This is a genomic window from Nocardia sp. NPDC051750, assembly GCF_044453135.1.
Lineage (GTDB): Bacteria > Actinomycetota > Actinomycetes > Mycobacteriales > Mycobacteriaceae > Nocardia.
Genome location: NZ_JBITCK010000001.1, coordinates 694,070 through 717,095, shown reverse-complemented (window position 1 = coordinate 717,095; position 23,026 = coordinate 694,070). Strand labels below are relative to the sequence as shown.

The window sequence follows — 23,026 nt, the reverse complement described above, 5'->3', positions numbered from 1 at the left end:
GATGATCTACTCGCGCAATGCATTCGACGGCGCCGAGCCGGCGACGGTATGCGTGGAATACCTCGACGGCGCCCCACTGTCGTATATGACCGCCGCCGCCACCGCCGCGATGGCCGATCTCGCCGCGACCGCTGCGGTCCTGCCCACCACGACCCGCACCATCGCGCAGTTCGATCGCATCCGGTTCCCGGGCGAGCCGTGGGCGTACGCCGTCACCAGCAACGGCGGGAACATCCTGGTCGACGGATCGCCCGACCGGCAGTGGCGGCGGGCGGTCGATGGGGCGGTCCGGGCCGGGGGAGCCACGCTGGCCGAGGTCGGTGCCGCGCTGCGTGACCGGATAGACGAATCGTGGGTGCTCAAATATCGCGAGGCCGATGAACTCTTCTGCTATCTGGTGGTCGATCTGAGTGTTACCCCGGTCGATTTCCTTGCCGAATGGGATAGCTGGTGCCGCCCCCGCGGCTGGTCGGCGTCGCGCCAGGGCCGCAAGATCTACACCATGCCGATGGCGGTGTGCAAGAGCCGGGCTGTGGCCGAGGTCCGTGCGCGGCTCGTCGCCTCCGGACGCCTCGATCCGGCCGCGCCGACGCTCGCCGCCGGCGACGGCGCGCTGGATGCCGAAATGCTCTCCGCGGCCGATCGGGCGATCCGGCCCCGGCACGGTGAACTCGAAGAGCTCGGCTGGACCCACCCGAATCTCACCGTCACCGCCTCCACCGGAATCTTGGCGGGGGAGGAGATCGTCGACTGGTTCACCGCCGCACTGCCCGGCCGGGTCACCGAACCGACCGGTTAGACGTACCGGCGCCTTCGCCCCGGTACGCCGCGTTCGCGCACCTCGGCATGCTATCCGGTCTATACGCGCGGTCCGCGGATCGGCCGACCCGCCCGCATCAGAGCATGCGGCGGCGTGCCCGTGCCTCGGCCTGGGCTCGCCGCAACGAGATCCGCGACCAGACAACGTCCTGCAGGGCCAGTGTCGCCCAGCCCGCCAGCGCCATTCCGGCCAGGTTCACCACCAGTTGCAGCGCGCTGCCCCACACCGCCGGCCAGGCCCCGAATGCCAGGCCGAGAGCGATATTGCCGGCCGCGGGCACCGTTGTCACCGAGATGAAAACACCTACCAGAGCACCGGATTTTGCCGAGGTGAGTGATAGCACTCCGGCCGCGGCCGCGATCAGCGCGACCACGAACGACCATCTGTCGGGGGTGTAGATGAACGCTGTCTCCGGCCGTTCCCCGGTGACCGCGTCGGCGGGGATCCAGCCGAGCAGACGGCCCCCGAGAGCGGCGACGAACGCGAGGGAAATGGCGGCCGCGAATCCGGCCAGCAAGGTGGCGACCGCACGGCCGAACAACGCGAGCCGGCGCCGCACCAGCGCCACGCCGAGCGCCGCGATAGCACCGAACTCGGGGCCCAGCACCATGGCCCCGATCACCAGGATCTGTGAATCCACCACGATCGCGATAGCGGCCAGGATGGTCGCCAGGGTCATGAAACTCAGGTAGGTCCAGTTGAGTTCGGTTTCCTCATAGGACTTCTGGGTCACATCCGCCCAGACCACCGAGTCCGCGCTGTAGCCCGGTGTCCGGATTTCGGCGAGGTAGCCGGACAGCGACATCCAGGTGCGCACCGGTTCGAGTTCGATGCTGCCGTGGTGGTGCAGGCCGGTCGCGCGCAACCGGTCGATGATGTCGTTGGCGGCCTCACGGGCCAGATCGGCCAGGATCAGATCACCTTCGGGCCGGATCGCGCTCCCCCGTAACACCGCCAGACCGCTGACGGCGTCGTCGGACCCGAGAATCGTCAGCACGTCGTCGGTCAGTTCGGCCGGCGCCATCACCCGCAGATGCAGCATGCGCCAAGTCTGCCCGGCGGGTTGCGTTATCGCAGCCCGACGATCCGGCCGGCGTGGTGTTTCGGCTCAGTACCCCTGCTGTCCTGCCAGCTGCTGGCCGATAACACCCTGCAACCGCTGCAACCCGGGCACGGTGATCCCGCTCTGCAACTGTCCTTCGATGGTGCGGATCAGGGCGGCGTCGCTGATCACCTTCTCGCTTGATTGGATCAGCACTGTTCCGGCGCCGGTGAAATCGAACTGCCGTTCCTCACCGGAATTCACTCCGAACGCGGCCGCGCCCGCGGCCAGGAAACCGGTAACCCAGCGCTGGTCGTAGTGATGGCTCGGCGACGGGCAGTCGGCCCAGCCCACCAGGGATTCCGGGTCCACCCGTAGCGGCGGTTCGGCGAAGATCACCGGACCGTTCGACGAGGCCAGGAATTTCCCGGTGCCGATCAGGGTGAGGAAACCGGGCACGATCGACTGGTTCAGCGAGAGGCCGGGTTCGAACGCGAGCAGGTTCGCCGCGCGAATGGTGAGGTTACCGTCGTCGAGGTCATAGGAGTTGATGTCGTAGCCGCGGTCGCCGATCAGCAGTTTGCCCTGGCCTTCGGCCACCACATAGTCGCCGGTGAACAACGGTGCGGAGAACTGATTCGCGACCATGTGCATCAGCTGGCCCTGGAGACCGTGCGTCAGCGCCTGGAATCGCATCTGGCCGTAGTAGGCGATCATCGCGCCCTTGCGCATGAACCAGGGCTTGGTGAGGTCGATGCAGTAGGCGTAGCTGTTACCGGGGATATTGTCGCTTTCCCCGAGAGTCATCGGGCTGAGGATCTCGCTCACGACTGCACCTCGCTGTCGCTCGGCTCCGTCGTGCGCGATGCGCGCTGTGTCGATGGTTCGCTCGCAAGCTCGCTCACGACTGCACCTCGCTGTCGCTCGGCTCCGTCGTGCGCGATGCGCGCTGTGTCAATGGTTCGCTCGCAAGCTCACTCACAGTTTCTCCTCCGAGGCCTGGACATACACGACACCCTGTCCGGCGCACTGCAACTGCATGGCCTCACCGGATCCCTTGCCGACCGCGTCGCGCCAGCTCACCGCGGTTTTCAGTTCGGTCTGGACGTTTCCGTACGAGGCGATGAACGCCTGCGGATCCACCACCACCGGGTTGGGTCCACCGATCTGCAGTTCGAGATAGCCGCCATGGGCGAGCAGGACCGCGCTACCGTGCCCCGAGAGCTGGGTGGTGAACATCCCCTGCCCGGTGAGCGCGCCGGAGGCCGCACCGCGCAGGGCGCCCATGAGACCGCCACCGCCGCCCCCGCCGGAACTCATCACCGACACCACCGAGGTCTGCAGTCCGGCGGTGTAGGCCAGCAACCGGGATGCCTCGACCTGGAGCGTCGCCCCCGGTTGTATCGGCACCACCTGGACTTCCAGCCCGGCGAACCCGTAGTGCACCTGACCCGTTCCCTGGGCGAGCATGGTGCGCTGGTGTTCACCGGTCATCATCCGGCCGGCCATCCGGACCAGGCCGCCGCCACCGCCCATCCCGGCTCCGCCCGGTATCTCGTGCGGAGCGAAGGACACATCGCCGGTGTAGAAGAGCATTCCGCCGGTCCGCGCGACCACACCGCCCGCGGCGCCGATATCGACCGTGACAACCTTGGAGTTGATTTTCTCGAACATGACCTACCGTTCCGCCGGCTGGATCGAGACCACGCCTTGCCCGTCCCACCGCAGCGAGAACGCTTCCCCACCGTCCTGTCCCATCACCGACCGCCACGAGACGTCGGTGACGAACGACTGGTTGAGGTTACCGCGGGCGGCGACAAACGCATCCGGGTCCACCACCAGCGGGAATTGCGGCGAGACCTCGAGGTGGATGAGCGGCCCGCCCGCCGAGAGCAGCGCGACCTGGCCCTGCCCGCTCACCGTGGTGGTGAACAGCCCCTGGCCACTGGACGCTCCGCGGACCCCCGCGAAACGCACATCGGTGCGCAGGTTTCCGGCGAAGGCCAGCAACTGCTGCGATTCGACCTGCAGGGTTTCGTTGTTCAGGTTCACCACCGACACGTACTGGCCGTTGACCGCGAAGAACACCCGGCCGTTCCCGGCGCATTCCATCAGCGACAGCTTCTCTCCGGTGGCCCGGCGCTTCATCCCGGCGAGCACGCCGTCGCCGCCGCCGAACCCGGCCGATTTGAACTGCACGGCGCCCTCGTAGGCGACCATGGAACCGGAGATGGCGCGGATACTGGTGTTCGCGAGGTGCGCCTCGACTACCTTCTTCGACTGTTCGAAGAGTTGTGCCATGAAGAATCGCCTGTCGTCATGTTCTATCGGTCTCGGGCGAGGGCCCCGGGTGGTCACGCTTCGCAGCCGCCTCCGGGCCTGGCTCACTCTTGCCGCGCCCCGAACCCGACCCGCGCCGGGCGCCCATCCGTCGCTGCCACCTTAATGTCGCAGGTCGGCCGAGTCCATCCCGGTTCCGGCCCGCCGGCAACACAGCAACACTGTTAACGAGATTCGTGGTGCGCGCGTTTCTCGTAGAGTGGCTGCTACATAAGCACCGACAAGCGAAGGGTCTGACTTGTCCGCAACACTCGCCAAGGGCCAGAACGGTCCACTGGCCACCAACGATGTGGTGATTTCGATTCAATTGGCCGCACCGGCCGATCTGTCCGCACTACTGGTCACCGAGCAGGGCAAGGTTCGGACCGACGCCGATTTCGTGTTCTACAACCAGCCCACCGGCCCCGGCGTGAATCTGCGTCCGGGCCCGGCCGGTCAGCCGGCCTCGCTGGCGGTGAACCTCGGGGCGGTTCCCGCCGATATCGCGCAGGTGCGGGCCGTGATCACTCTCGACGATCCGAATACGAACTTCGGGCAGTTCGCGCCGCCGGTCGCCTTTGTCTCCGATCAGTCCGGGGCTCAGCTTTTCGAGTACCGGATCGATGGCCTGGCCAGCGAGTCGATCGTGATCGCGCTGGAAGTGTATCGCCGGCAGGGCTCCTGGAAGGTCCGTGCGGTCGGCCAGGGTTACGCCGGTGGTTTCGCCGCGCTGGTCACCGATCACGGTGTCACCGTGGATGATTCACCCGCGCAGACGCAGGCTGCGCCCCCGCCCCCGCCGCCGGCGCCCACACCGCCGCCCGCGCCGCCCCAGCAGTCCGCGCCGGTGCCTCCGCCGCCGCAGCAGCCCTACCCCGCGCAGCAGCCGCCGCCCACCGCGCCCTATCCGCCGCAGGGCGGGGGGTATCCACCGCCCCCCGGACCGGGCTACCAGCCGGGGCAGCCGGCCCCCGCACCGGTACCGCCGCAGCAGCCCGGTGAGATCAGCCTGAGCAAGACCGGTCCGGTGAGCCTGCAGAAGGGCCAGCGGGTCAGCCTCCGCAAGGAGGATGGTCAGGCACTCACCTTCGTGAAGATGGGCCTGGGCTGGGATCCGGTGCAGCAGCGCGGCATGTTCGGTAGCCGCACCGTCGATATCGACCTGGACGCCTCGGTGGTGATGTTCGCCGATATGAACCCGGTGGATGTCGCCTACTACGGCCAGTTGACGTCCAAGGACGGATCGATCCGCCACCAGGGCGACAACCTGACCGGTGAGGGCGCCGGCGACGACGAGGTGATCCTGGTCGACCTCATGCGCATCCCGGCGCATGTCACGAGCCTGGTCTTTATCGTGACCTCCTATAAGGGGCATACATTCGGCCAGGTGCAGAACGCGTTCTGCCGGTTGATCGACGGCGCGAGCAATGCCGAGCTGGCTCGGTACTCCCTCACCGGCGGCACCCCGACCACCGCCATGGCCATGTCGAAACTGTTCCGGGTCGGCGGCGGTGACTGGAAGATGCAGGCCATCGGTGAGGGTTTCAACGCCAAACATCCGGGCGAGGCCATACCGCAGCTGGGCCGGTTCCTGACGGCATGAGCGGGTCAGGCCCGGCGGCGGTAGCGGAGCGTCACCACGGAGGGCCCCGCTGATGCCAGATGGGCAGAGCATGAGCGGGGTCAGGCCCGGAGGCGGTAGTTTGCGTAGCCGCGGCGGGCCCTCGTTTGTGCCCAGGGGCACGGCAGTGAGTCGGGCCCGGACGCGGTAGCTTGCGTTACCACGGCGGGCCGCGGCCGGTCGTGCCCACAAGAATAGGACGAGCGGATGCTCGGGGGACAGGATATGAAGCTCTTGCAGGCAGGACAGAACATTCCGCTGGCCGGTGGTGAGGCCCGCTTCCACGTGAACGCGGCGGCGCCGCTCACGGTTTCGGCGCTGGTGGTGGCGGCGGATCTACGGGTGGGCTCGGCGGCGGATGTACTGGTGTCCGAGCGGCCCGCGGGTCCGGGCGTGCGGATCGAGGAGGCGGCCGGGGTGGTGGTGGTCACGCCCACGGAGGTCCGCGCGGATGCGCAGGCGGTACTGCTGGTCGCCTCGGCGGCCGGCGCTCCGGGCGTGATCACCGCCGGTTTGTCCGAAAACGACACGCCGGTGGCCGAATTCGTGATCACCCCGCAAGCCGGGGAAACCGCGTTGATCTGCTTCGAGCTGTACCGGCGCGGCGACGCCTGGAAACTGCGTGCTCTGGGGCAGGGCTATGCGGGCGGGCTCTCCGAACTGCTACAGGCCCACGGCGCGCAGGGCTACGTTACGACTGCTCCGCCGGTTGCGGCCTCGGCCGTCACCGTGGTCGACGGGACCGTACCGGTTGCGCCCCCGTCTTCGGCTGCCCCGGCGGAGATTCCGCCCATGGAGGTCGGGCACGGGCTGGAACGATTGTGGATGATCTTCGAAGACGCCGCGCGCTCGGCCGCCGCCCTGGAATCGGCCCGTAATTACGCGGCCGAACGGCTCGACCAGGAACTCTCCGCGGCGGTATCGGATCCGGCGACCCGCAACACGCCCGCCGCCGATGCGGCGCGCACGGACGCCCAGCGCCGCTACGACGAGCTCACCGCGACGGCCGAGGATCGCCACCGGTCCGACAGCGCCCAACTGCAACGCGAACTCACCGAGGCGGACACGGTGCTGCCCGCGGCGCTGGCGTCCTGGAACTCACCGGCCTGGGACCACCCGGCCGCCCCCGCCGACGGTATCCGGCTCGGCGAGCTCTACGCACTCGACCGCGGCGGGCTGCGGGTGCCCTACTGTGTGCCCGTTCCGCTGAACCGCCCGCTGTGGGTCGATACCGAATCCTCGACCGCGGTGGCGCCGGTGATCGGTGCCTTGCTGGCCCGGCTGCTGCGCGCCGCGCCGGGCCGTCGCACGGTTGTCGACATCATCGACCTCACCGGCGCGTTCACGGGTTTCACCGGCATGCTGGCGCCGGTGCTGGCCGGGCCACCGATCACCGATCACTCCGATATCTCCCCGCGGTTGCAGCAACTCGTGGACATGGCGGAACTCGCCGAAATGGCCTACAACTCGGGTCAGGGTGTTCCGCCGGCTGAGCACCGGATCCTGCTGGCGGCTGATTTCCCGCACGGCTACCAGTCGATGGATGCGCAGCGCCTGGTCGCATTGCTGGCGCGCGGGGATCTGATCGGGTTGTCGACGGTGATCGTCGGCGCCAGCGAAACGGATTCGAGTGATAGCACGGTGGCGTCGCTGTCCCGGGCGTGCCGGCATCTGCCGACGGTCAGCGGCACTCCGCTGTTCGATCCGTGGACGAATAATGCCTGGCAGCTGGACCTGGACCTACTGCCGCAGGAACCGGAACAGTTGGCGCGGATCATGCGAGCCGGCTGAGGGGCCCAGCGGCGAGTCGGTGCTGGGCGGGTTTGTTCGGGCGCGAGCCGAGAGCGCTGAGGGCGTCGCGGGTCCGCCATGGGTGGGCACGGGTCAGCCCAATCGCGCCGGCGGCCTTGTCTCGAGTGGGTTTGCGGGCGCTGTCGGGTGAACGTCGGTTGTGCTTGCCCTGGACACCGGGCGGGCGGCGGCCACCGCGCGGGTCCAATGGGTGTCCAGGGAGATTCTGGGCCGGAGCACCTCGGGCAGCCAGGGCAGTAGTGGGTCCGGGGCTCGGTCCACTACGCCGCCCACCGGGTCGTCCAAGTAGTCGCGGCGCACCAGGTCCTGGTCCGGCCGGTAGATCTGGCGGATGATCAGTACGCACAGGCCGATCACCGCGATATCGCGCAGGAGCACGGTGCCGGTGAACCACTGCTCGGGCAGGCCTTTCCGGTCTATGCCGAGGTAGTAGAACATGCGCGGTACCCAGACGAGGGCGTCGATCGTCATCCAGGCCAGCAGCAGTCGCCGATGGGGTAGCGCGAGAACGGCGATCGGCACCAGCCACAGCGAGTACTGCGGACTCCAGACCTTGTTCGTCAGCAGGAAAGCCGCTATCACCAGGAAACACAGCTGGGCCAGCCGGGGGCGGCGCGGCGCGGTGAGCGCGATGTAGGCGATGCCCAGGCATGCCGCGGCGAACAGCAGCAGCGACACCAGGTTGAGTACGGTCGGCGCCTCACCATGCCGCAGAATGCCGTCGAATCCGTTCCAGTCGGTGAACGACATCACCACGTTGTACAGCGAATCCGGGTCGGCGTGCCGGGTGGTGTTGAGCCGGAAGAACTCCCGCCAGCCGTCCGGATACAGCAGCGCGATCGGCAGATTCACCAGCGCCCAGGTGGTCAGGGCGCCCGCGGCGGTCAACCCGGCCGCCCCCAGCGGCCGGGTGCCGAGCAACCGGATCCGGGCCGCAACTTCGGCCAGCCAGGCGGACAGGGAATCCATGCTGCGCACATCACGCAACCGGGTCGATTGCCGGGTCCGCGGGGTGCGTTGCATCGGGTCGGCGCGCAGGCACAACACCAGGATCGGTCCCAGCAGTAACAGCGGATACAGTTTCGCCGCCCCACCCAGGCCCAGCAGGACCCCGGCCAGCAGCGGCCGGCGCCGTGCCCAGGCCAGTAGTCCCGCGGCGGCGAACGCCGTGGCGAGGAAATCGAAATTGGTGAAGGCGTGCACGATCACCAGCGGGGAACAGGCCATCAGGGCGGCGTCCCAGATCCGGCGGCCGGCCAGCAGCGCGGTCGCCCAGATGGTGACCAGCCAGGCCAGGGACAACCCCAGGGCCACCACGTTGAAGTAGAGAACCACCTGCAGCGCACCCGGTAGCGGACTCGCATCCCAGGTCTTGGCCACCAGCATGGATACGTACTGGTACAGCCCGGACAGCACCGGATACTCCATATGCCTGACCTCGGTACCACCGCCCGGGGTCTCTTCCACCCAATACTTCTTGTACGGGAAAGCGCCCTCGTTGAGTCGTTCGGCGCCGTAGAGCGGCACCGTGTCCGAATAGCACATGGCCGTGTATTGGCGGCCGTTGTTCCAGTCGAGCGAAAGCGCGCCGCCGGGGGTCGCGGTCTGCTGAATACAACCGGCTTTGGCGAACCACCCGAAGGCCAGGAAGATCACGGTGAAGGCCAGCAGCACCCGCATCGGGGTCCAGAAACGCGCCCGTCCGATGAGGGCGTGATCGCCGACCGGCCCGCCGATCGCCGTGCACAGCTGTGCGGACATCGAATCGTTGCGGCTCGGTTTGTCGCGGGCATCGGCCGAACGCAGATCGGAGGCGAGCGGGCCGGGGGATTCGTATCCGCGGCCGGCATCCGGAGGGGTCCGCCCGCCCCCGTCGTCCGGCCCACCCACCAGTCGCTGCTCGCTCACGGGACCCGAGGTTACCTGTTACCGGGGGCCCGGCTCGGATCGAGCCGGGCCCCCGGAACGTGGTGTGGTCCGTCAGCCGCCGTCGCCGGGGCTGCCCGGATCGCCGGAATCGGTGTCCGCGCCGCCGGTGTCGTCCTCTGTGCCCGCGCTCGGTGCCTGGGTGAGGGTCGGCGTCGAGCCTTCGGGTCCGGCTGTCGGCTGTCCCGGTAGCGGTCCCGCGCCGTTGTTGGTGCCCTGCGGCTGGCCCTGCGGTTGCGTCTGGCTACGCGGATTGGGTGCCACTCCGGGGACCGGGATGGTGATCCCGGGCAGGATCTCGACCTGGCTCGGCTGGATCACGACCGGTGGTTCGAAACTCGGCATCGTCGTGGACGGCGCGGTATACGGTGCGGTCCACTTCGGTACGCCCGCCTGACCCTTGATCGGGGCGGGTTTGGGGAACTTCTCGTTGGGCGTGCCCTCGAGGGCGCCGTCCATCGTGTCCTTCCAGATGTCCGAGGGCAGGCTGGACCCGTAGATCATCGCGCCGCCGAAGTTGCGCAGCGGTGAATTATCGGTGGTGCCCACCCAGACCGCGGTGGCCAGTGACGGGGTGTACCCCACCATCCACGCGTCCTTGTTCTCGCCGGTATCACCCAGCTGCGCGGTACCGGTCTTGGAGGCCGAGGCGCGGCCACCGTCGAGCCCGTGGTTGCGTGAATACGCGGCGATCGGTTCCATGGCCGCGGTCACGTTGTCGGCGACGGCTTCCGATACCCGGCGTTCCCCGGCCACATCGCCGCGGTCCAGCAGCACCTGACCGTCGGCGGTGACGACCTTGGTCACGAAATGCGGCTTGTGGTAGGTCCCCGAGGCCGCCAGCGTCGCGTAGGCCGAGGCCATATCCAGCGGCCGGGCCTGGTACTGGCCGAGCACGATACCGTTGTTCGGCCCGGCGCCGCCCGGTTCGGTCAGGGTGGGGCCGAGGCCCGGAAGTTCTTCCGGAATGCCCAGTTTGTGGCCCATATCGGCAATCTTCTCCGGGCCGTTCTGCATTTCCAGCTGCATCCGGTAGAAGCTGGTGTTCAGCGAACGTTTCAGGGCTTCGGCGATCGTGCAGACACCGCACTGCTCGCCCTCGACGTTGGTGATCTCGATCCCGTTGACCGTCACCGGCGAGCTGTCGTACATCTGCGACAGCGGTATACCCATCTCCAGGTTCTGCGCCAGGCCGATCACCTTGAACGAGGAGCCGGTTTGCAGGGGCGCGTTGGCGAAGTCGTAGCCGTAGCCGTCTTCCCCGCCGTAGTAGGCGCGCACGGCACCGGATTTCGGGTCGATCGACGCGACCGCGGTGCGCAGCTTGTCCGGTTCGCCCTCCATGTTGGTGTGCACGGCGTTCAGGGCGGCCTGCTGTGCCTGGGAGTCGATGGTCGTGGTGATCTGCAGGCCTGAGGTGTTCAGCTGCTGCTCGCTGATACCGGCCTCGGAGAGCTCGCGCAGCACTTGCGCTTTGATATGGCCTTCCGGGCCGGCGGAATCGGTTTTCTGACCGGCCGTCGACGAGGACACGACCTGGGGATAGGTCAGACCCGCGCGTTCGTTCCGGTCGAGATTGCCGCCGGCGACCATACCGTCGAGCACATAGTTCCAGCGGGCCTCGGCGCCTTCGGGGTTCGCTTCGGGATCCAGCAGCGACGGCAGCTGGATGGTCGCGGCGAGAACGGCGCCCTCGGCGACGTTCAATTCCTGCACCGGCTTACCGAAATAAGCCTTGGCGGCCGCGTCGATACCGTAGGCGCCGCGTCCGAAATAGATGGTGTTCAGGTAGGCGGTGAGGATTTCGTCCTTGCTCCACTGCCGGGCCATCTTCGCGGAGATGACCAGCTCGTGGAGCTTGCGGGTGTAGCTGCGTTCGTCGCCGACCAGTGCGTTCTTCACATACTGCTGAGTGATCGTCGAACCACCGCCGGCGCTTTCCCGGCCGAGCAGGTTATCGCGGGCGGCTCGGGCGAAACCGGAGATCGAGAAACCGGGATTGCTGTAGAAGTCGCGGTCCTCGGCGGCGATCACGGAATTACGCACATGCGGCGGAATCTGGTCGATCGTCACATCGGTGCGATTGCCCTGCGGCGGAACGACCCGGGTGATCTCCGTTTCCCCGTCGGCCGCGAGAATCGTGGCGACCTGGTTGGTCTTGAGGTCGCCCGGTTCGGGAACCGAAACGGTGGAGTACGCGACCAGGAACACGGTGCTCGGCACCACGATGGCCAGCGCCACCAGGACATAGGCGATTCGGCGCACGATCTTCCACCGGCTCTTGCGTTTCTGTGCCGGGCCCCGGCCCTCGGGGCCACCCGGGCCACCCGAGCGGTTCTCGCCCGGCCGCCGGGGCGGCGGGCCGCCGCCCGGGCCGGAGCGGGTACGGGACCGGCCCTCGGGGCCGGTGGCCCGCCGTTCACCGGTGTTCGGGCCCGGCCGGGTAGCCGGGCGCGGCCCGGTCGGGGTCCGTTCGCGCCGGGTGGTGTCGGTGGACCCGGCAGGGCTCGGAGCCGCCGGGTTCTGCATTTTCACGGTGCCCTGTTCGCCGCGCTGCGGGACTGCCTCGCCCGGCCGGCCCATCCGCTGCGTCGGCTGATTGGGCGGCTGTGGGCGACCCTGCGGCGGGCGCCCCGGCGGTGGGCCGGGGCGTTGCGGTGGCGGCGGGCCGCCGCGCGGCGCCGGCGGCATACCGCCGGTGTTCGGTCCCGGGCGCCGGCCGTCGGGGCCCGGACGCGGGCCCCCGGACGCGGGTCCGGGACCACTGGTGGCGGGCGGTCGTGGCCCGGCGGGTCCGGGGCGCGGTCCGTTGACGGTCGGTCGTGGCCCCGTGGCGGGTCCGGGACGGGGCCCGGGGCGCGGGCCGCCGGGGCCGGGCGGCCGACCACCGGGACCCGGCCGGGGGGCGTTCGCGTTTGGTGCGGGACCGCGGTTCGGTGACCCCGGGCGCTGCTGCGGTTCCCGGCCCGGCAGCGGACCGCGCGGGCCGCGGCCACCGCGCGGGTCATCGCCGGATGGGGTCTCGTAGGGCGAAGTCACTGACAAGGTCTCCAAAGCTCGTATCGGTCTGATGGGCCCGTGCTCCGGTGCCCTCGGGCACCCGGCACCTGCGCCACCGTCGGGCCGGGCTGGGTCATTCCGCGGCGGTGCGCCGGTTCACCCGGGAGCCGGAGCGCCGCCGCTGTGGCGTCTTCCCGAGCACATAGGACTGCACCAGATGATTCCAGCTGCAGGTCCGGCACACCTCGACGACATGAACCGAGAACTCGTCTCTGGACTCGGCCAGGCGCACCAGCTCTTCCGGGCTGCGCGCGGAACCCGCGATCGGCCCGAGGCCGTCGCCGTAGACCCAGGATACGAGAGTGAGTTGTTCCTTCCGGCAGATAGGGCATGTGACCTCGCTCCCCCGGCCGTGAAATTTGGCCGCACGCAGCAGGTAGGGATTGGCATCACATACCTCGGCGACATCGACACGACCCGCATAGACGTCAGCCAGCAGTGACTTGCGCCGGAGCGCATAGTCCACCACTTGCCGCTGAATTCGCACGCTCCCAGAGTAACCGTGTTGTATTTCTGCCGCCCATGGCCGGATTGGATTCGGGTGGCCGTTACCGGCGGTAGCTGTGTCGCGGCCGCTGCCGCGACGACCTCCCCGGGGACCTCCGCGTGGGCGTCGTGGCGCCCCCAGCGATCCGGTGGGGCGCAGATCGGCCGTCGTAGCGGCGGGATTGGCGCAAATGTGCCAACTGTCGTCGGCGGTCCGGCCGCGAACAGTGGCGACAACCACAGCGGGTTCGGAGCCTGTCCTGCGGTCTTGCGTCCGACGTAGTATTCGCTGGTGTCAGCAGCAAGGTCGGGTCGTACTCGTGGGCGTGCCGTCGGCCGCGCCGGCACCGCCGGTTCCGGCCGGTACTTCGCCGTCCTCACTGCCGCCGCGCTGGTGACGGCATTCGCCGCCTACACGCTCACCAGCCGCGTCACCGACTCCGCGGCGATCGAGCCGTCCCCCACGACACCGACCACGACACCGACCACGGCGCCGGCGCCGGCCGCCGATGAGCCCGAACCGCTGGTCTTCGCCCCGCCGAATCTCGTCACCGGTTCCGGGCTCGCCCAGTTCATCGCCGAGTATCGCGAGCGTTTCGGCGATACCGTGGCAGACCAGGTCTGGCTGTATCCCGACCACGGTGATGTCGAACGTGCGGTATCAGGGCAGCCGAACCGGCTGGTGAGCTACGACTACCGGGGCGGTTTCAACCAGTCCACCGATCTGACCACCCGCCCGGTCGACACCCCGACGGTGGACCTGGGCACGGTGGATACCGGCGCGATCGATCGTGTGCTGGCCGAGGCCCCGGCGATGACACGGGTCGCCGATGGTGCGGTCAGTCATCTGAGCTTCGAGGTCAACAGCTCCCCGCCGTACGAGGGCATGCCCGCGCTGAGCATCTATGTCTCCAATTCGTTCGATGAGAGCGGGTGGCTGCTGGTCGGTCCGTCCGGTGACATCCTGCGGGTCCGGCCGTTCGAGGGATAGGGAACAATGCTGCAACCCGGGGAGAGCTTCGCCGGCTACCGGATCGTGCGCCGGATCGGCGCGGGGGGAATGGGTGTCGTCTATCTCGCCGAGCACCCACGGCTACCGCGCCAGGATGTACTGAAACTGCTCCCCGCCGACCATCTGACCGATCCGCAATTTCGTGCCAGGTTCGACCGGGAGGCCGATCTCGCGGCCCGGCTGCGACATCCGAATATCGTCACCGTCCACGACCGCGGCGTCAGTGACGGGCAGCCGTGGATCGCCATGGAATATGTGCCGGGCACCGATGCCGCCGCGCTGGCCGGGTCGGCGGACCTGGGCCCGCGCCGCGCGGCACACATCATCGACGACGCGGCCCGCGGTCTGGACCATGCCCACCGCCACGGGATGCTGCACCGGGATGTCAAACCGGGAAATATCCTGGTCACCGCGGATCCGGATCGTGAGTTCGGGGAACGCGCCCTGCTGACCGACTTCGGAATCGCCCGCCTCGCGCTCGGCGGCACCGACCTCACCCGCACCGGTGATGTGATCGCGACGGTGGCGTATGCCGCACCCGAGCAGTTCACCGGCGGTCCGGTCGATCACCGCGCGGATGTCTACGCGCTGGGTTGCACACTGTTCGTCCTGCTCACAGGTGAGAAGCCGTTCGCCATGGACAGTGCCGCCGCCGTCATCAGCGCGCACCTGTACACCCCGCCGCCGGCGGCCTCCCAGCGAGTTCCGAGCCTGCCGCCGGCGATCGACGAGGTGCTCTCCCGCGCGCTGGCGAAAGAGCCCGGGGAACGCTACGACTCCTGCCGCGCCTTCAGCGAGGCGGCGTTCCGCGCCCTCGACACTGTGGCGTTCCCCGCCGGCGACACGGTGGCACCTCCCGCCCTGGGCGCTGCGGCGTTCCGCGCCTTCAACACTGTGGCGGCCCACGGCTCCGGATCGGGGCCCCAGCCCTCCCGCACGCCCGACGCGGCGCCGAGCATCACATTCGCAAAGCGAACACCTGGCCCGGTGCCGAGCGCACCGGCCGCAGCCGAGCTTGCCGATGCCGCGATTCCGCGATTCGGCCGCCGGATGTGGCGCTGGTGGCTTCCGGTGGTGGTGCTGGCGGCCGCTGCCGCCCTCGGCGGCGGCGCCGGAATAGTGGCGCGGGAGGACCCGGAAGCGGGCGTTGCCGCCGTGGCGGAAGCAGACCCGGAGTCGGCGTCGCTGCCGAACCTGGTGACTGTCGGCGGGCTGGCGTCCTTCATCGACAACTACCGCCGGGAGTTCGGCGACACCATTATCGATACGGCCACTGTCTACCCGGACTTTCTGCTGGTCCAACGGCTGGATGGCGGCAGCCCCCGGAACTTCCGCTTCGACGGCGACGGGTTCGCCGAGACGGGTGCCGCGGTCCCCAGCTACGCGGACGGCCGGCCGATCGATTTGGCCGATATCGACCTGACCACATTGGCCGCCGTCTTGGCGGGCGCCCCGGCCTCGGTGCGCCTCGAACAGGGCGAGGTCGAACATCTCGGAATCGGTTTCGAGCTGATCGCCCCGGCCGACGCCGGGCCGACGATCGATATCTACGTCGAGGACCCCGCGGGCAGCACCGGCCATATGTCCGTCTCCTTCGCCGGCTCGCCACTGGAAGTATTTCCCGCGAGCTGAGCCATAAGTCCGCGGTTACCAGGGGGGATTTCCTGCCCCGGAACCGGTGATGCACCACGACCCCCACCTGTGATGTAGCGGACTGAACTATGAATGGTTATATCGCTCCGATATAGTGGGAACTCGCATCCATTGGTTAGGTCTGTACGGAAGTCAGGGGGTGAAGCCCGGTGCTCGAACTGGCAATCCTCGGGCTGCTCCTGGAAGCGCCCATGCACGGCTACGAGCTGAAGAAGCGGCTCACCGGCCTGCTCGGGGCGTTTCGGGCGTTCTCCTACGGATCGCTCTATCCGACCCTGAAACGCATGCAGGCGGATGGGCTGATCGCGGAGGAAGCGCCCGAGGGCTTGGTGACAACCCGCCGCGCCCGGCGCGTCTACCAGCTGACGCCGGCGGGCCGGGAGCGGTTCGGCGAGCTTCTGGCCGATACCGGTCCGCAGAACTACACCGATGACGGCTTCGGCGTGCACCTGGCCTTCTTCAGCCGCACCCCCGCGGAAGCGCGGATGCGGATCCTGGAGGGCAGGCGGCGCCAGGTCGAGGAGCGCCGAGAGGGGCTGCGGGAGGCGATCAAGAAAGCAAGCGGCTCGCTGGATCGTTACACCCGCCAACTCCATCAACTCGGACTCGAATCAAGCGAGCGCGAAGTGCGCTGGCTCAACGAGTTGATTGCGGCGGAGCAATCGACGAAGGCGGCACCACAGAAAGAGGGAAATACCGGCCATGAGTAGTGGAGACACCCAAAAGTCCAGTGTTCGCGTCGCCATCGTAGGTGTGGGCAACTGCGCCTCCTCGCTCGTGCAGGGCGTGCAGTACTACCGGGACGCCGACGATACGGCGACGGTGCCCGGCCTGATGCACGTGCGGTTCGGCCAATACCACGTCCGGGACGTGCAGTTCGTGGCCGCCTTCGACGTGGACGCCAAGAAAGTCGGCTTCGACCTGTCCGAGGCGATCTTCGCCAGCGAGAACAACACCATCAAGATCTCCGATGTGGCGCCGCTGGGCGTCACGGTGCAGCGGGGCCCCACCCTCGACGGCATCGGCAAGTACTACGCCGAGACCATCGAACTCGCCGAGAGCGATCCGGTCGACGTCGTGCAGACGCTGAAGGACGCCGAGGTGGACGTCCTCGTGTCGTACCTGCCCGTCGGCTCCGAAGAGGCCGACAAGTTCTACGCCCAGTGCGCGATCGACGCGGGGGTGGCTTTCGTGAACGCGCTCCCGGTGTTCATCGCCTCGGACCCGGAATGGGCCGAGAAGTTCCGCGCCGCGGGTGTGCCGATTGTCGGCGACGACATCAAGAGCCAGGTCGGCGCGACCATCACCCACCGGGTGATGGCGAAACTGTTCGAGGACCGCGGTGTTCAGCTCGACCGCACCATGCAGCTGAATGTCGGCGGCAATATGGACTTCAAGAACATGCTCGAGCGGGAGCGGCTGGAGTCCAAGAAGATCTCCAAGACGCAGGCTGTCACCAGCAACCTGCAGAAGGAGATGGGCGCCAACGATGTGCACATCGGCCCGTCCGACCACGTCGGCTGGCTCGACGACCGCAAATGGGCTTACGTCCGGCTGGAAGGCCGCGCGTTCGGCGATGTGCCGCTGAACCTGGAGTACAAGCTCGAGGTCTGGGACTCCCCGAACTCCGCGGGCATCATCATCGACGCGGTGCGTGCCGCGAAGATCGCCAAGGACCGCGGTATCGGTGGCCCTGTGCTCCCGGCCTCGGCGTACCTGATGAAGTCCCCGCCGCAGCAGATGGCCGACGATATCGCCCGCACGGAGTTGGAAACCTTCATCATCGGATGAGCCGGTCGGCGCGCGGGGGCGAAACCCGCGCGCTGATCTGCCCGGCTGTCAGTCCAGCGATACGTAGACCTCGACCGAGGTCGGACCGGTATAGCGTTCGAGTTCGGCGGTGTGGGAGCGGGTTATCGTGCCCGCTTTCTCCGCTTCCCGGACCCGTGCCCAGGCCGTGCGCAGCAGGTCGTACGGTTTTTCGGTGACCACGAATTTCGCGTAGCGGCCCGCCGGTACCCGGGTGAGGACATCGCCCGGGTCCAGTGTCGCCAAACCGCTGACCTCGTATCCGAGGACCGCTACGGCATGGTCGTCCTGGCCGATGTAGGCCGCAACCCTGGGAACTTCTTTCTCTCGGCTCAGGTAGCGATCCCAGGTGAAGTTGACCAGATCCAGGTCGCGGGCACTCACCTCCCGCCCGGCGAGCGGAACGGTGAGCCCGGCGACCAGGCTTTCGTCGAGGGTGACAATTTCGAAATCCACAGCTTCCTACCTGCCCGCCGAATCGTCTGCTGCCAGTGCCACGAAAACCTCCACCGTGTGCTCGTCCGGATAGCGCTCGTGGTCTCCGGTGTAGGAGCGCACCAACCGGCCGGCGGCTTCGGCGTCCCAGATCGCGCGCCACAGCGTCACGATCGTTTCACCGAGGTCCGCACCGCCGAGGGTGAATCGCGCGTAGCGGCCGGCCGGGATCCGGGCGAGTACATCGCCGGGAAGTAGGTCGTCGAGGCTGCGGCAGCGGTAGCCGATGATATGGGTCAGGTACGAATTGATCTCGGGGGCATGGTCGACGAACGCGCTGGCCGGTGGACCCGGTAACGCCCGGGCAAGATTACGTTTCCAGGCTTGTTCCACCCGGGTGCGGCGCGGCCCTTCCACGGCGAGGGCCGGGCTGCGAAGCACCATTCCCGCCACCAGTGTTTCCGGGCGGTCAACGACATTGAATTCCACCGGCGTAGCCCCTATGTCTCGTCATCCGTCGTCGCTCCAGCGCATATCCTCCCGCACGCTCGTCCCGGCAACGAGCGTGGGCCCGGTGCCGGTCGGTCGGATGGGCGACATCTCACTCTGGCCAACGATGCTGCCATGCCGACCGTTCCTTCGGTGGGAGCACGGGCGGAAAACGTCGATCAGGGCACGGGAACCGTCACGCCGGGCAGGATTTCGATGACCCGGGGCGGTGGCGGCGGAGGCGGGGGCGGTGGCGGCACGAAGGCCGGTGGCGCCGGGGCCTGCGGCTCGGGTTCGGGCACATACGGTTCCGGTTCGGGGACATAGGGCTCGGGCTCGGGCACATAGGGCTCGGAGGCCGGTGGTATCACGATGAACGGCTGCTGTGGTTGCGGCGCGGGTTCCGGCGACGGCGGCGGGTTGAGAACATCGTACGGACCGCCGGACGGTCGTTCGTTCGTGGCAGGCGCGGGTGGGGGCGCGGGCGCCGGGCCGCCGGGGGGTGGATTGCCGATTTGTTCGACAGGTGTATCTACCAGGGCACCGTCCATGGTCTCTTTCCAGATATCGGAAGGAAACCCGGAACCGTAGACGGGGCCGCCGCCCGCCGTCACGATGGGGAGGTTGAGTTCGGTGCCGACCCAGACCGCGGTTGACAGCGAGGGGGTGAAACCGACCATCCAGGCGTCTTTGTTCTGCCCGGTATCGCCCAGCTGGGTGGTGCCGGTCTTGGCGGCCGACGGGCGTCCGCTCAATCCGTGACCGTTGGAGTAGTCGGCGATCGGCAGCATCGCCGCGGCGGCGCGGGCGGCGATCTCCGGCGGGATGCGTTGCTCGGCGGGGCGGGGCTGTTCACCGGTTTGCTGTTCCGGATCGGGGCTGCGATCCAGCAGCACGCGGCCGTCCCCGCGAACTACCCGCTGGACGAAATACGGCTCGTGGTATCGGCCTTCTCCGGCGATCGTCGCATACGCCGAGGCCATATCCAGCGGCCGGACCAGATAGGTGCCCAGCACGATCGACGGCATGGGATCGGCGCCCATCTCGGTCAGCGACTGTCCCGGTACACCGGGTATCTCGAGCGGTATGCCGGCTTGGTGCGCGGCGTCGGCAATCGCTTTCGGGCCGTTGTTCATGGCCAGTGTGAGCCGGTAGAAGCTGGTGTTGAGCGAGCGCTTGAAAGCCTCCGACAGCGAGCAGGTGCCGCAGGATTCGTTCTGGACATTGCGTACCTCGACCCCGTTGACGTGCACCGGTGCGCTGTCGAACGCCCGCGACAGCGGAATCCCCTGCTGCAGCGCGGCCAGCACCGCGAAAGTCTTGAACGCCGACCCGGTCTGTACCGGTGCCTGGGCGAAATCGAACCCGATACCGTCCGCCCCTCCGTAGTACGCGCGCACCGCGCCGGACCGCGGGTCGATCGAGACCACCGCGCCGCGCAGCTCCGGCGGCTGCCCGTCCAGCGTGTCGCCGGCGGACGCCTGCGCGGCCTGCTGCGCTTTCGGGTCGATGGTGGTGACGATCTGCAGGGCGCCGGTATCGATCTCCTTCTGCGAGATTCCCGCGGCCGACAGTTCGCGCAGCACCTGGGCCTTGATATGTCCCTCCGGGCCGCGTTCGACGATGTTCTCGTCGAACACCGGCGGCGGGACCGTGGGCGGGAAGACCACCGCACCGCGCTCACCGGGCGCCAGGTTTCCCATGGCGACCATGCCGTTGAGGACGTAGTTCCAGCGCTGGAGCAACTGGGGGAGCTGGTGCTGCGGATCCAGCCCGGACGGGGTACGGATCAGCGCGGCCAGTACCGCTCCTTCGGCCACGGTCAGCTCGTTGACCGGTTTGCCGAAATAAGCCTGCGCGGCGGCTTCGATTCCGTAGGCGCCGCGGCCGAAATAGATGGTGTTGAGGTAGGCGTGCAGGATCTCGTTCTTATTCCATTCCCGCGACATCTTCGCGGAGATGATGAGCTCGTGCGCCTTGCGGCTCACCGTACGCTCGGGGCCCAGGAAGGCGTTCTTGACGTACTGCTGGGTGATGGTGGAGCCGCCGCCGGCATTCGCCCGGCCCAGTGCGTTGTCCCGGAGCGCACGCAGCAGGCCGGTGGGCGAGAAACCCGGGTTGGTGTAGAAGTTGCGGTCCTCGGCGGAGAGTACGGCGTTGCGCACGTGGACCGGCACCTTTTCCAGTGGCACGGGGGTGCGGTTGCCCTCGGGAGGTACCACCTTGGCGAGCACCGTGGTGCCGTCCGAGGCGGTGATGGTGGCCGTCTGATTGACCGGCACGGTTCCGGCCCGCGGGATCTCCGCACTCCAGTAGATCAGCGCCACCAGCAGCGCCGGTATGGCGACCAGGATGATGAACAGCCACAGCAGCAGGTGCCGGATGCGCTGGCTGCGGGTTCGGTGCGGGCGCAGATACTGCGGTGGCCGGGGCGGGCGGGGTCGCACACCGGTGTCGAGCTGGTTCCAACCGGCGAGTGAAGGGTATTGCGGCGATCTGGGAGTGCTGTGGCCACGCGGGGAACGAAACGAGCTCACGATCATCTCCTCCCGGAGCGTCGGAAAAACTCAGGCGCACGACCGCCAGTCCCCAGGATACCCAGTGATCAGCTTTTGACGCCGCCCGCCGTGAGTCCGGAGATGATGCGTCGCTGGAACACTAGTACCAGAATTACCAGCGGTACGGTCACCAACGTCCCTGCCGCCATAATCGCGGCATACGGTTCTACCTGGGGATTGTTCCCGGAGAAACGGGCGATGGCCACGGTCACCGGTTCCGTGTCGCTGCCGGAGAGCACCCGGGCGAGCAGGTATTCGTTGACTGCGGCGATGAAGGCCAGGATCGCGGTCGTGAATACTGCGGGCGCCGCCAGCGGGAGCATCACCAGCCGGAAAGCCTGCAGTTTGGTGGCACCGTCGATGCGGGCCGCCTCCTCGAGCTCCCACGGGAGGTCGGCGAAGAACGACGCCAGGATGTAGACGGTCAGCGGCAGCACGAAGGAGATATTGGGCAGGATCAGCGCCTGGTACTTGCCGATCCAGCCGATATCGGTGAACAGCTGGAACAGCGGCGTCACCAGCACGACCACCGGGAACATCGAGGCGCCCAGGATCAACCCGGACACCAGATAGCGACCCTTGAAGGTGAGCCGGGCCAGCGCGTACGCGGCCATCACGCCGATGACCAAGGCGATCACGGTACTGGCCGTACCGATGATCACACTGTTGAGCAGAGCCTTGCCGAAATCGTTACCGCGGCTCGTGTCGAAGACATCGCGGAAGTTGTCGAGGGTGACGTGGGTCGGCCACGGGGTGGTGTCGAAGGTGTAGGCGGGATCGCGGAACGCGGTCACCGCCATCCAATAGAACGGCCCCAGGCCCCAGAGCAGCACGATCAGCGCGCCCACATAGATACGGGCCGAGCCGAGCCGGTGCCGCCAGGACGGGCGGGGCCGGGGCGGGGTGCCGGTTTGCTGTGTTGTCACCGCGGTCATGCCTTCCGCTGTTCTTCCTGCGTCCGCACCGCGTTCGCGCCCAGTACCTTCACGAGGACGAAGGCTGCCGCGAAGATCAGCAAGAAGGTGATCGTCGAGAGTGCCGCCGCGCTGTTGGGGCCCTGCCTGGTCTGTTCGACCACCAGCACCGAGAGCGTGCGGGTGGCCGGCAGGTTATCGGTCATGATGGCGGGCAGGTCGTACATGCGCAGTGCGTCCATGGTGCGGAACAGCACCGCCACCAGCAATGCCGGCTTCAACAGCGGCATCGTGATCTGGGTGAACCGCTGCCAGGCCGATGCGCCGTCCACCCGGCCCGCCTCGTACACATCGTTCGGGATCACCTGCAAGCCGGCCAGCAGCAGCAGTGCCACGAACGGCGCGGTCTTCCACACATCGGCGGCGATCACCGCGAAACGCGCCGGCCAGGTATCGGAGGTCCACAGGATCTCGGTGCCGAAAATCGTATTGACCAGGCCGTCGTACTGGAACATGAATTCCCAGAGCCGGGCCGTCACCGCGGTCGGGATGGCCCACGGGATCAATACGGCAGCCCGCAGCAGCGCCCGGCCCCGGAATGTCTTGCCCATGACGATCGCCATACCGAGCCCGATCGCGACCTCGAGCGTCACCGTCACCACGGCGAAGAACAAGGTCACCCCGACCGCGCCCCAGAACTCCGCGCCCAGGTTGCCGGTGGGGCATTCGGTGACACCACCGGTGATCACCTGGCATTGGCCGATCAGCCAGTGCAGGTAGTTGTAGAAGGTGCTTTCCCCGTTGTCGGTGAACCGGCCGGTCACGGCGTCGAGCTGGTCGTCGTAATGGAACGACATCCACAGCGCCCGGATCACCGGATAGCCGATCACCACGGTGAGCGCTATCAGTACCGGCGCGACGAACAACCACGCCCGGCCCGACATGCGGATTTCATCGCGCAGCCTGCTGGCCGTCCCGCCGGTACGCGCTGCGTTCGCGGGCTTATCTGTACGGACCGACGCCTGCGCGTGCGTTCCGGAAGGATCCGACACCGTTCTCTCTCCTGGCTC

Annotated in this window: 19 protein-coding genes; 7 read left to right on the top strand and 12 right to left on the bottom strand. The window is 67.9% G+C overall.

The window, feature by feature from the left end; genetic code table 11:
• Nucleotide 1 precedes the first annotated feature (1 nt).
• Nucleotides 2-799: an HAD family hydrolase gene (locus ACIA75_RS03085; RefSeq protein WP_397100881.1), complete on the top strand. Its 798-nt coding sequence runs from the start codon at nucleotides 2-4 to the stop codon at nucleotides 797-799.
• A 97-nt stretch (nucleotides 800-896) separates the two neighbouring features.
• Here the strand turns inward: ACIA75_RS03085 and ACIA75_RS03080 are convergent, their stop codons facing one another.
• From ACIA75_RS03080 to ACIA75_RS03065, 4 genes are all read right to left on the bottom strand, one after another.
• A complete protein-coding gene (locus ACIA75_RS03080; RefSeq protein WP_397099308.1) occupies nucleotides 897-1,862 on the bottom strand; it encodes a DUF389 domain-containing protein in 966 nt (321 codons plus the stop codon).
• 66 nt (nucleotides 1,863-1,928) lie between these two features.
• On the bottom strand, nucleotides 1,929-2,669 hold the full coding sequence (locus tag ACIA75_RS03075) for an AIM24 family protein (RefSeq protein ID WP_397100879.1): 741 nt from the start codon (nucleotides 2,667-2,669) through the stop codon (nucleotides 1,929-1,931).
• 171 nt (nucleotides 2,670-2,840) lie between these two features.
• Nucleotides 2,841-3,536, bottom strand: coding sequence for an AIM24 family protein (locus ACIA75_RS03070; protein ID WP_397099306.1), 696 nt, complete (start codon nucleotides 3,534-3,536; stop codon nucleotides 2,841-2,843).
• Between the two features lie 3 nt (nucleotides 3,537-3,539).
• A complete protein-coding gene (locus ACIA75_RS03065) occupies nucleotides 3,540-4,163 on the bottom strand; it encodes an AIM24 family protein (protein WP_397099303.1) in 624 nt (207 codons plus the stop codon).
• Nucleotides 4,164-4,440: 277 nt separating this feature from the next.
• Between ACIA75_RS03065 and ACIA75_RS03060 the strand changes: the two genes are divergently transcribed.
• Nucleotides 4,441-5,784 carry a TerD family protein gene (locus tag ACIA75_RS03060; RefSeq protein WP_397099301.1) on the top strand — a complete coding sequence of 448 codons (1,344 nt, stop codon included), beginning with the start codon at nucleotides 4,441-4,443 and terminating at the stop codon, nucleotides 5,782-5,784.
• A gap of 243 nt (nucleotides 5,785-6,027) precedes the next feature.
• A complete protein-coding gene (locus ACIA75_RS03055; protein ID WP_397099299.1) occupies nucleotides 6,028-7,593 on the top strand; it encodes a TerD family protein in 1,566 nt (521 codons plus the stop codon).
• 93 nt (nucleotides 7,594-7,686) lie between these two features.
• On the opposite strand, the gene ACIA75_RS03050 is transcribed toward ACIA75_RS03055, so the two are convergent.
• The 3 genes from ACIA75_RS03050 to ACIA75_RS03040 form a co-directional block, all read right to left on the bottom strand.
• Nucleotides 7,687-9,522 carry a glycosyltransferase family 87 protein gene (locus tag ACIA75_RS03050; RefSeq protein WP_397099297.1) on the bottom strand — a complete coding sequence of 612 codons (1,836 nt, stop codon included), beginning with the start codon at nucleotides 9,520-9,522 and terminating at the stop codon, nucleotides 7,687-7,689.
• A gap of 72 nt (nucleotides 9,523-9,594) precedes the next feature.
• Entirely contained in the window at nucleotides 9,595-12,231 is a 2,637-nt protein-coding gene (locus ACIA75_RS03045) for a transglycosylase domain-containing protein (protein ID WP_397099295.1), read from the bottom strand.
• A 442-nt stretch (nucleotides 12,232-12,673) separates the two neighbouring features.
• Nucleotides 12,674-13,087, bottom strand: a complete 414-nt coding sequence (locus ACIA75_RS03040; RefSeq protein ID WP_397099293.1) for a DUF5318 domain-containing protein — start codon at nucleotides 13,085-13,087, stop codon at nucleotides 12,674-12,676.
• Between the two features lie 291 nt (nucleotides 13,088-13,378).
• Between ACIA75_RS03040 and ACIA75_RS03035 the strand changes: the two genes are divergently transcribed.
• The 4 genes from ACIA75_RS03035 to ACIA75_RS03020 all read left to right on the top strand — a co-directional run bounded on the left by ACIA75_RS03035 (nucleotide 13,379) and on the right by ACIA75_RS03020 (nucleotide 17,542).
• On the top strand, nucleotides 13,379-14,077 hold the full coding sequence (locus tag ACIA75_RS03035) for a hypothetical protein (protein ID WP_397099291.1): 699 nt from the start codon (nucleotides 13,379-13,381) through the stop codon (nucleotides 14,075-14,077).
• Between the two features lie 6 nt (nucleotides 14,078-14,083).
• The gene (locus ACIA75_RS03030) at nucleotides 14,084-15,730 is read left to right on the top strand and encodes a serine/threonine-protein kinase (protein ID WP_397099289.1); all 1,647 of its coding nucleotides are present in this window, start codon (nucleotides 14,084-14,086) and stop codon (nucleotides 15,728-15,730) included.
• 170 nt (nucleotides 15,731-15,900) lie between these two features.
• Nucleotides 15,901-16,461 carry a PadR family transcriptional regulator gene (locus ACIA75_RS03025; protein ID WP_397099288.1) on the top strand — a complete coding sequence of 187 codons (561 nt, stop codon included), beginning with the start codon at nucleotides 15,901-15,903 and terminating at the stop codon, nucleotides 16,459-16,461.
• The gene (locus tag ACIA75_RS03020) at nucleotides 16,454-17,542 is read left to right on the top strand and encodes an inositol-3-phosphate synthase (protein WP_397099286.1); all 1,089 of its coding nucleotides are present in this window, start codon (nucleotides 16,454-16,456) and stop codon (nucleotides 17,540-17,542) included. Before ACIA75_RS03025 ends, ACIA75_RS03020 begins: the two co-directional genes overlap by 8 nt.
• 48 nt (nucleotides 17,543-17,590) lie before the next feature.
• Here the strand turns inward: ACIA75_RS03020 and ACIA75_RS03015 are convergent, their stop codons facing one another.
• From ACIA75_RS03015 to ACIA75_RS02995, 5 genes are all read right to left on the bottom strand, one after another.
• Entirely contained in the window at nucleotides 17,591-18,016 is a 426-nt protein-coding gene (locus ACIA75_RS03015; RefSeq protein ID WP_397099284.1) for a GyrI-like domain-containing protein, read from the bottom strand.
• 6 nt (nucleotides 18,017-18,022) lie between these two features.
• Complete coding sequence (locus tag ACIA75_RS03010; protein ID WP_397099282.1) at nucleotides 18,023-18,484, bottom strand: GyrI-like domain-containing protein; 462 nt, start codon at nucleotides 18,482-18,484, stop codon at nucleotides 18,023-18,025.
• 179 nt (nucleotides 18,485-18,663) lie between these two features.
• Nucleotides 18,664-21,027 carry a transglycosylase domain-containing protein gene (locus tag ACIA75_RS03005; protein WP_397099280.1) on the bottom strand — a complete coding sequence of 788 codons (2,364 nt, stop codon included), beginning with the start codon at nucleotides 21,025-21,027 and terminating at the stop codon, nucleotides 18,664-18,666.
• 62 nt (nucleotides 21,028-21,089) lie between these two features.
• Nucleotides 21,090-21,977 carry a carbohydrate ABC transporter permease gene (locus tag ACIA75_RS03000; RefSeq protein WP_397099278.1) on the bottom strand — a complete coding sequence of 296 codons (888 nt, stop codon included), beginning with the start codon at nucleotides 21,975-21,977 and terminating at the stop codon, nucleotides 21,090-21,092.
• Complete coding sequence (locus tag ACIA75_RS02995) at nucleotides 21,974-23,008, bottom strand: carbohydrate ABC transporter permease (RefSeq protein WP_397099275.1); 1,035 nt, start codon at nucleotides 23,006-23,008, stop codon at nucleotides 21,974-21,976. The genes ACIA75_RS03000 and ACIA75_RS02995 overlap by 4 nt, the downstream gene beginning before the upstream one ends.
• Nucleotides 23,009-23,026 lie beyond the last annotated feature (18 nt).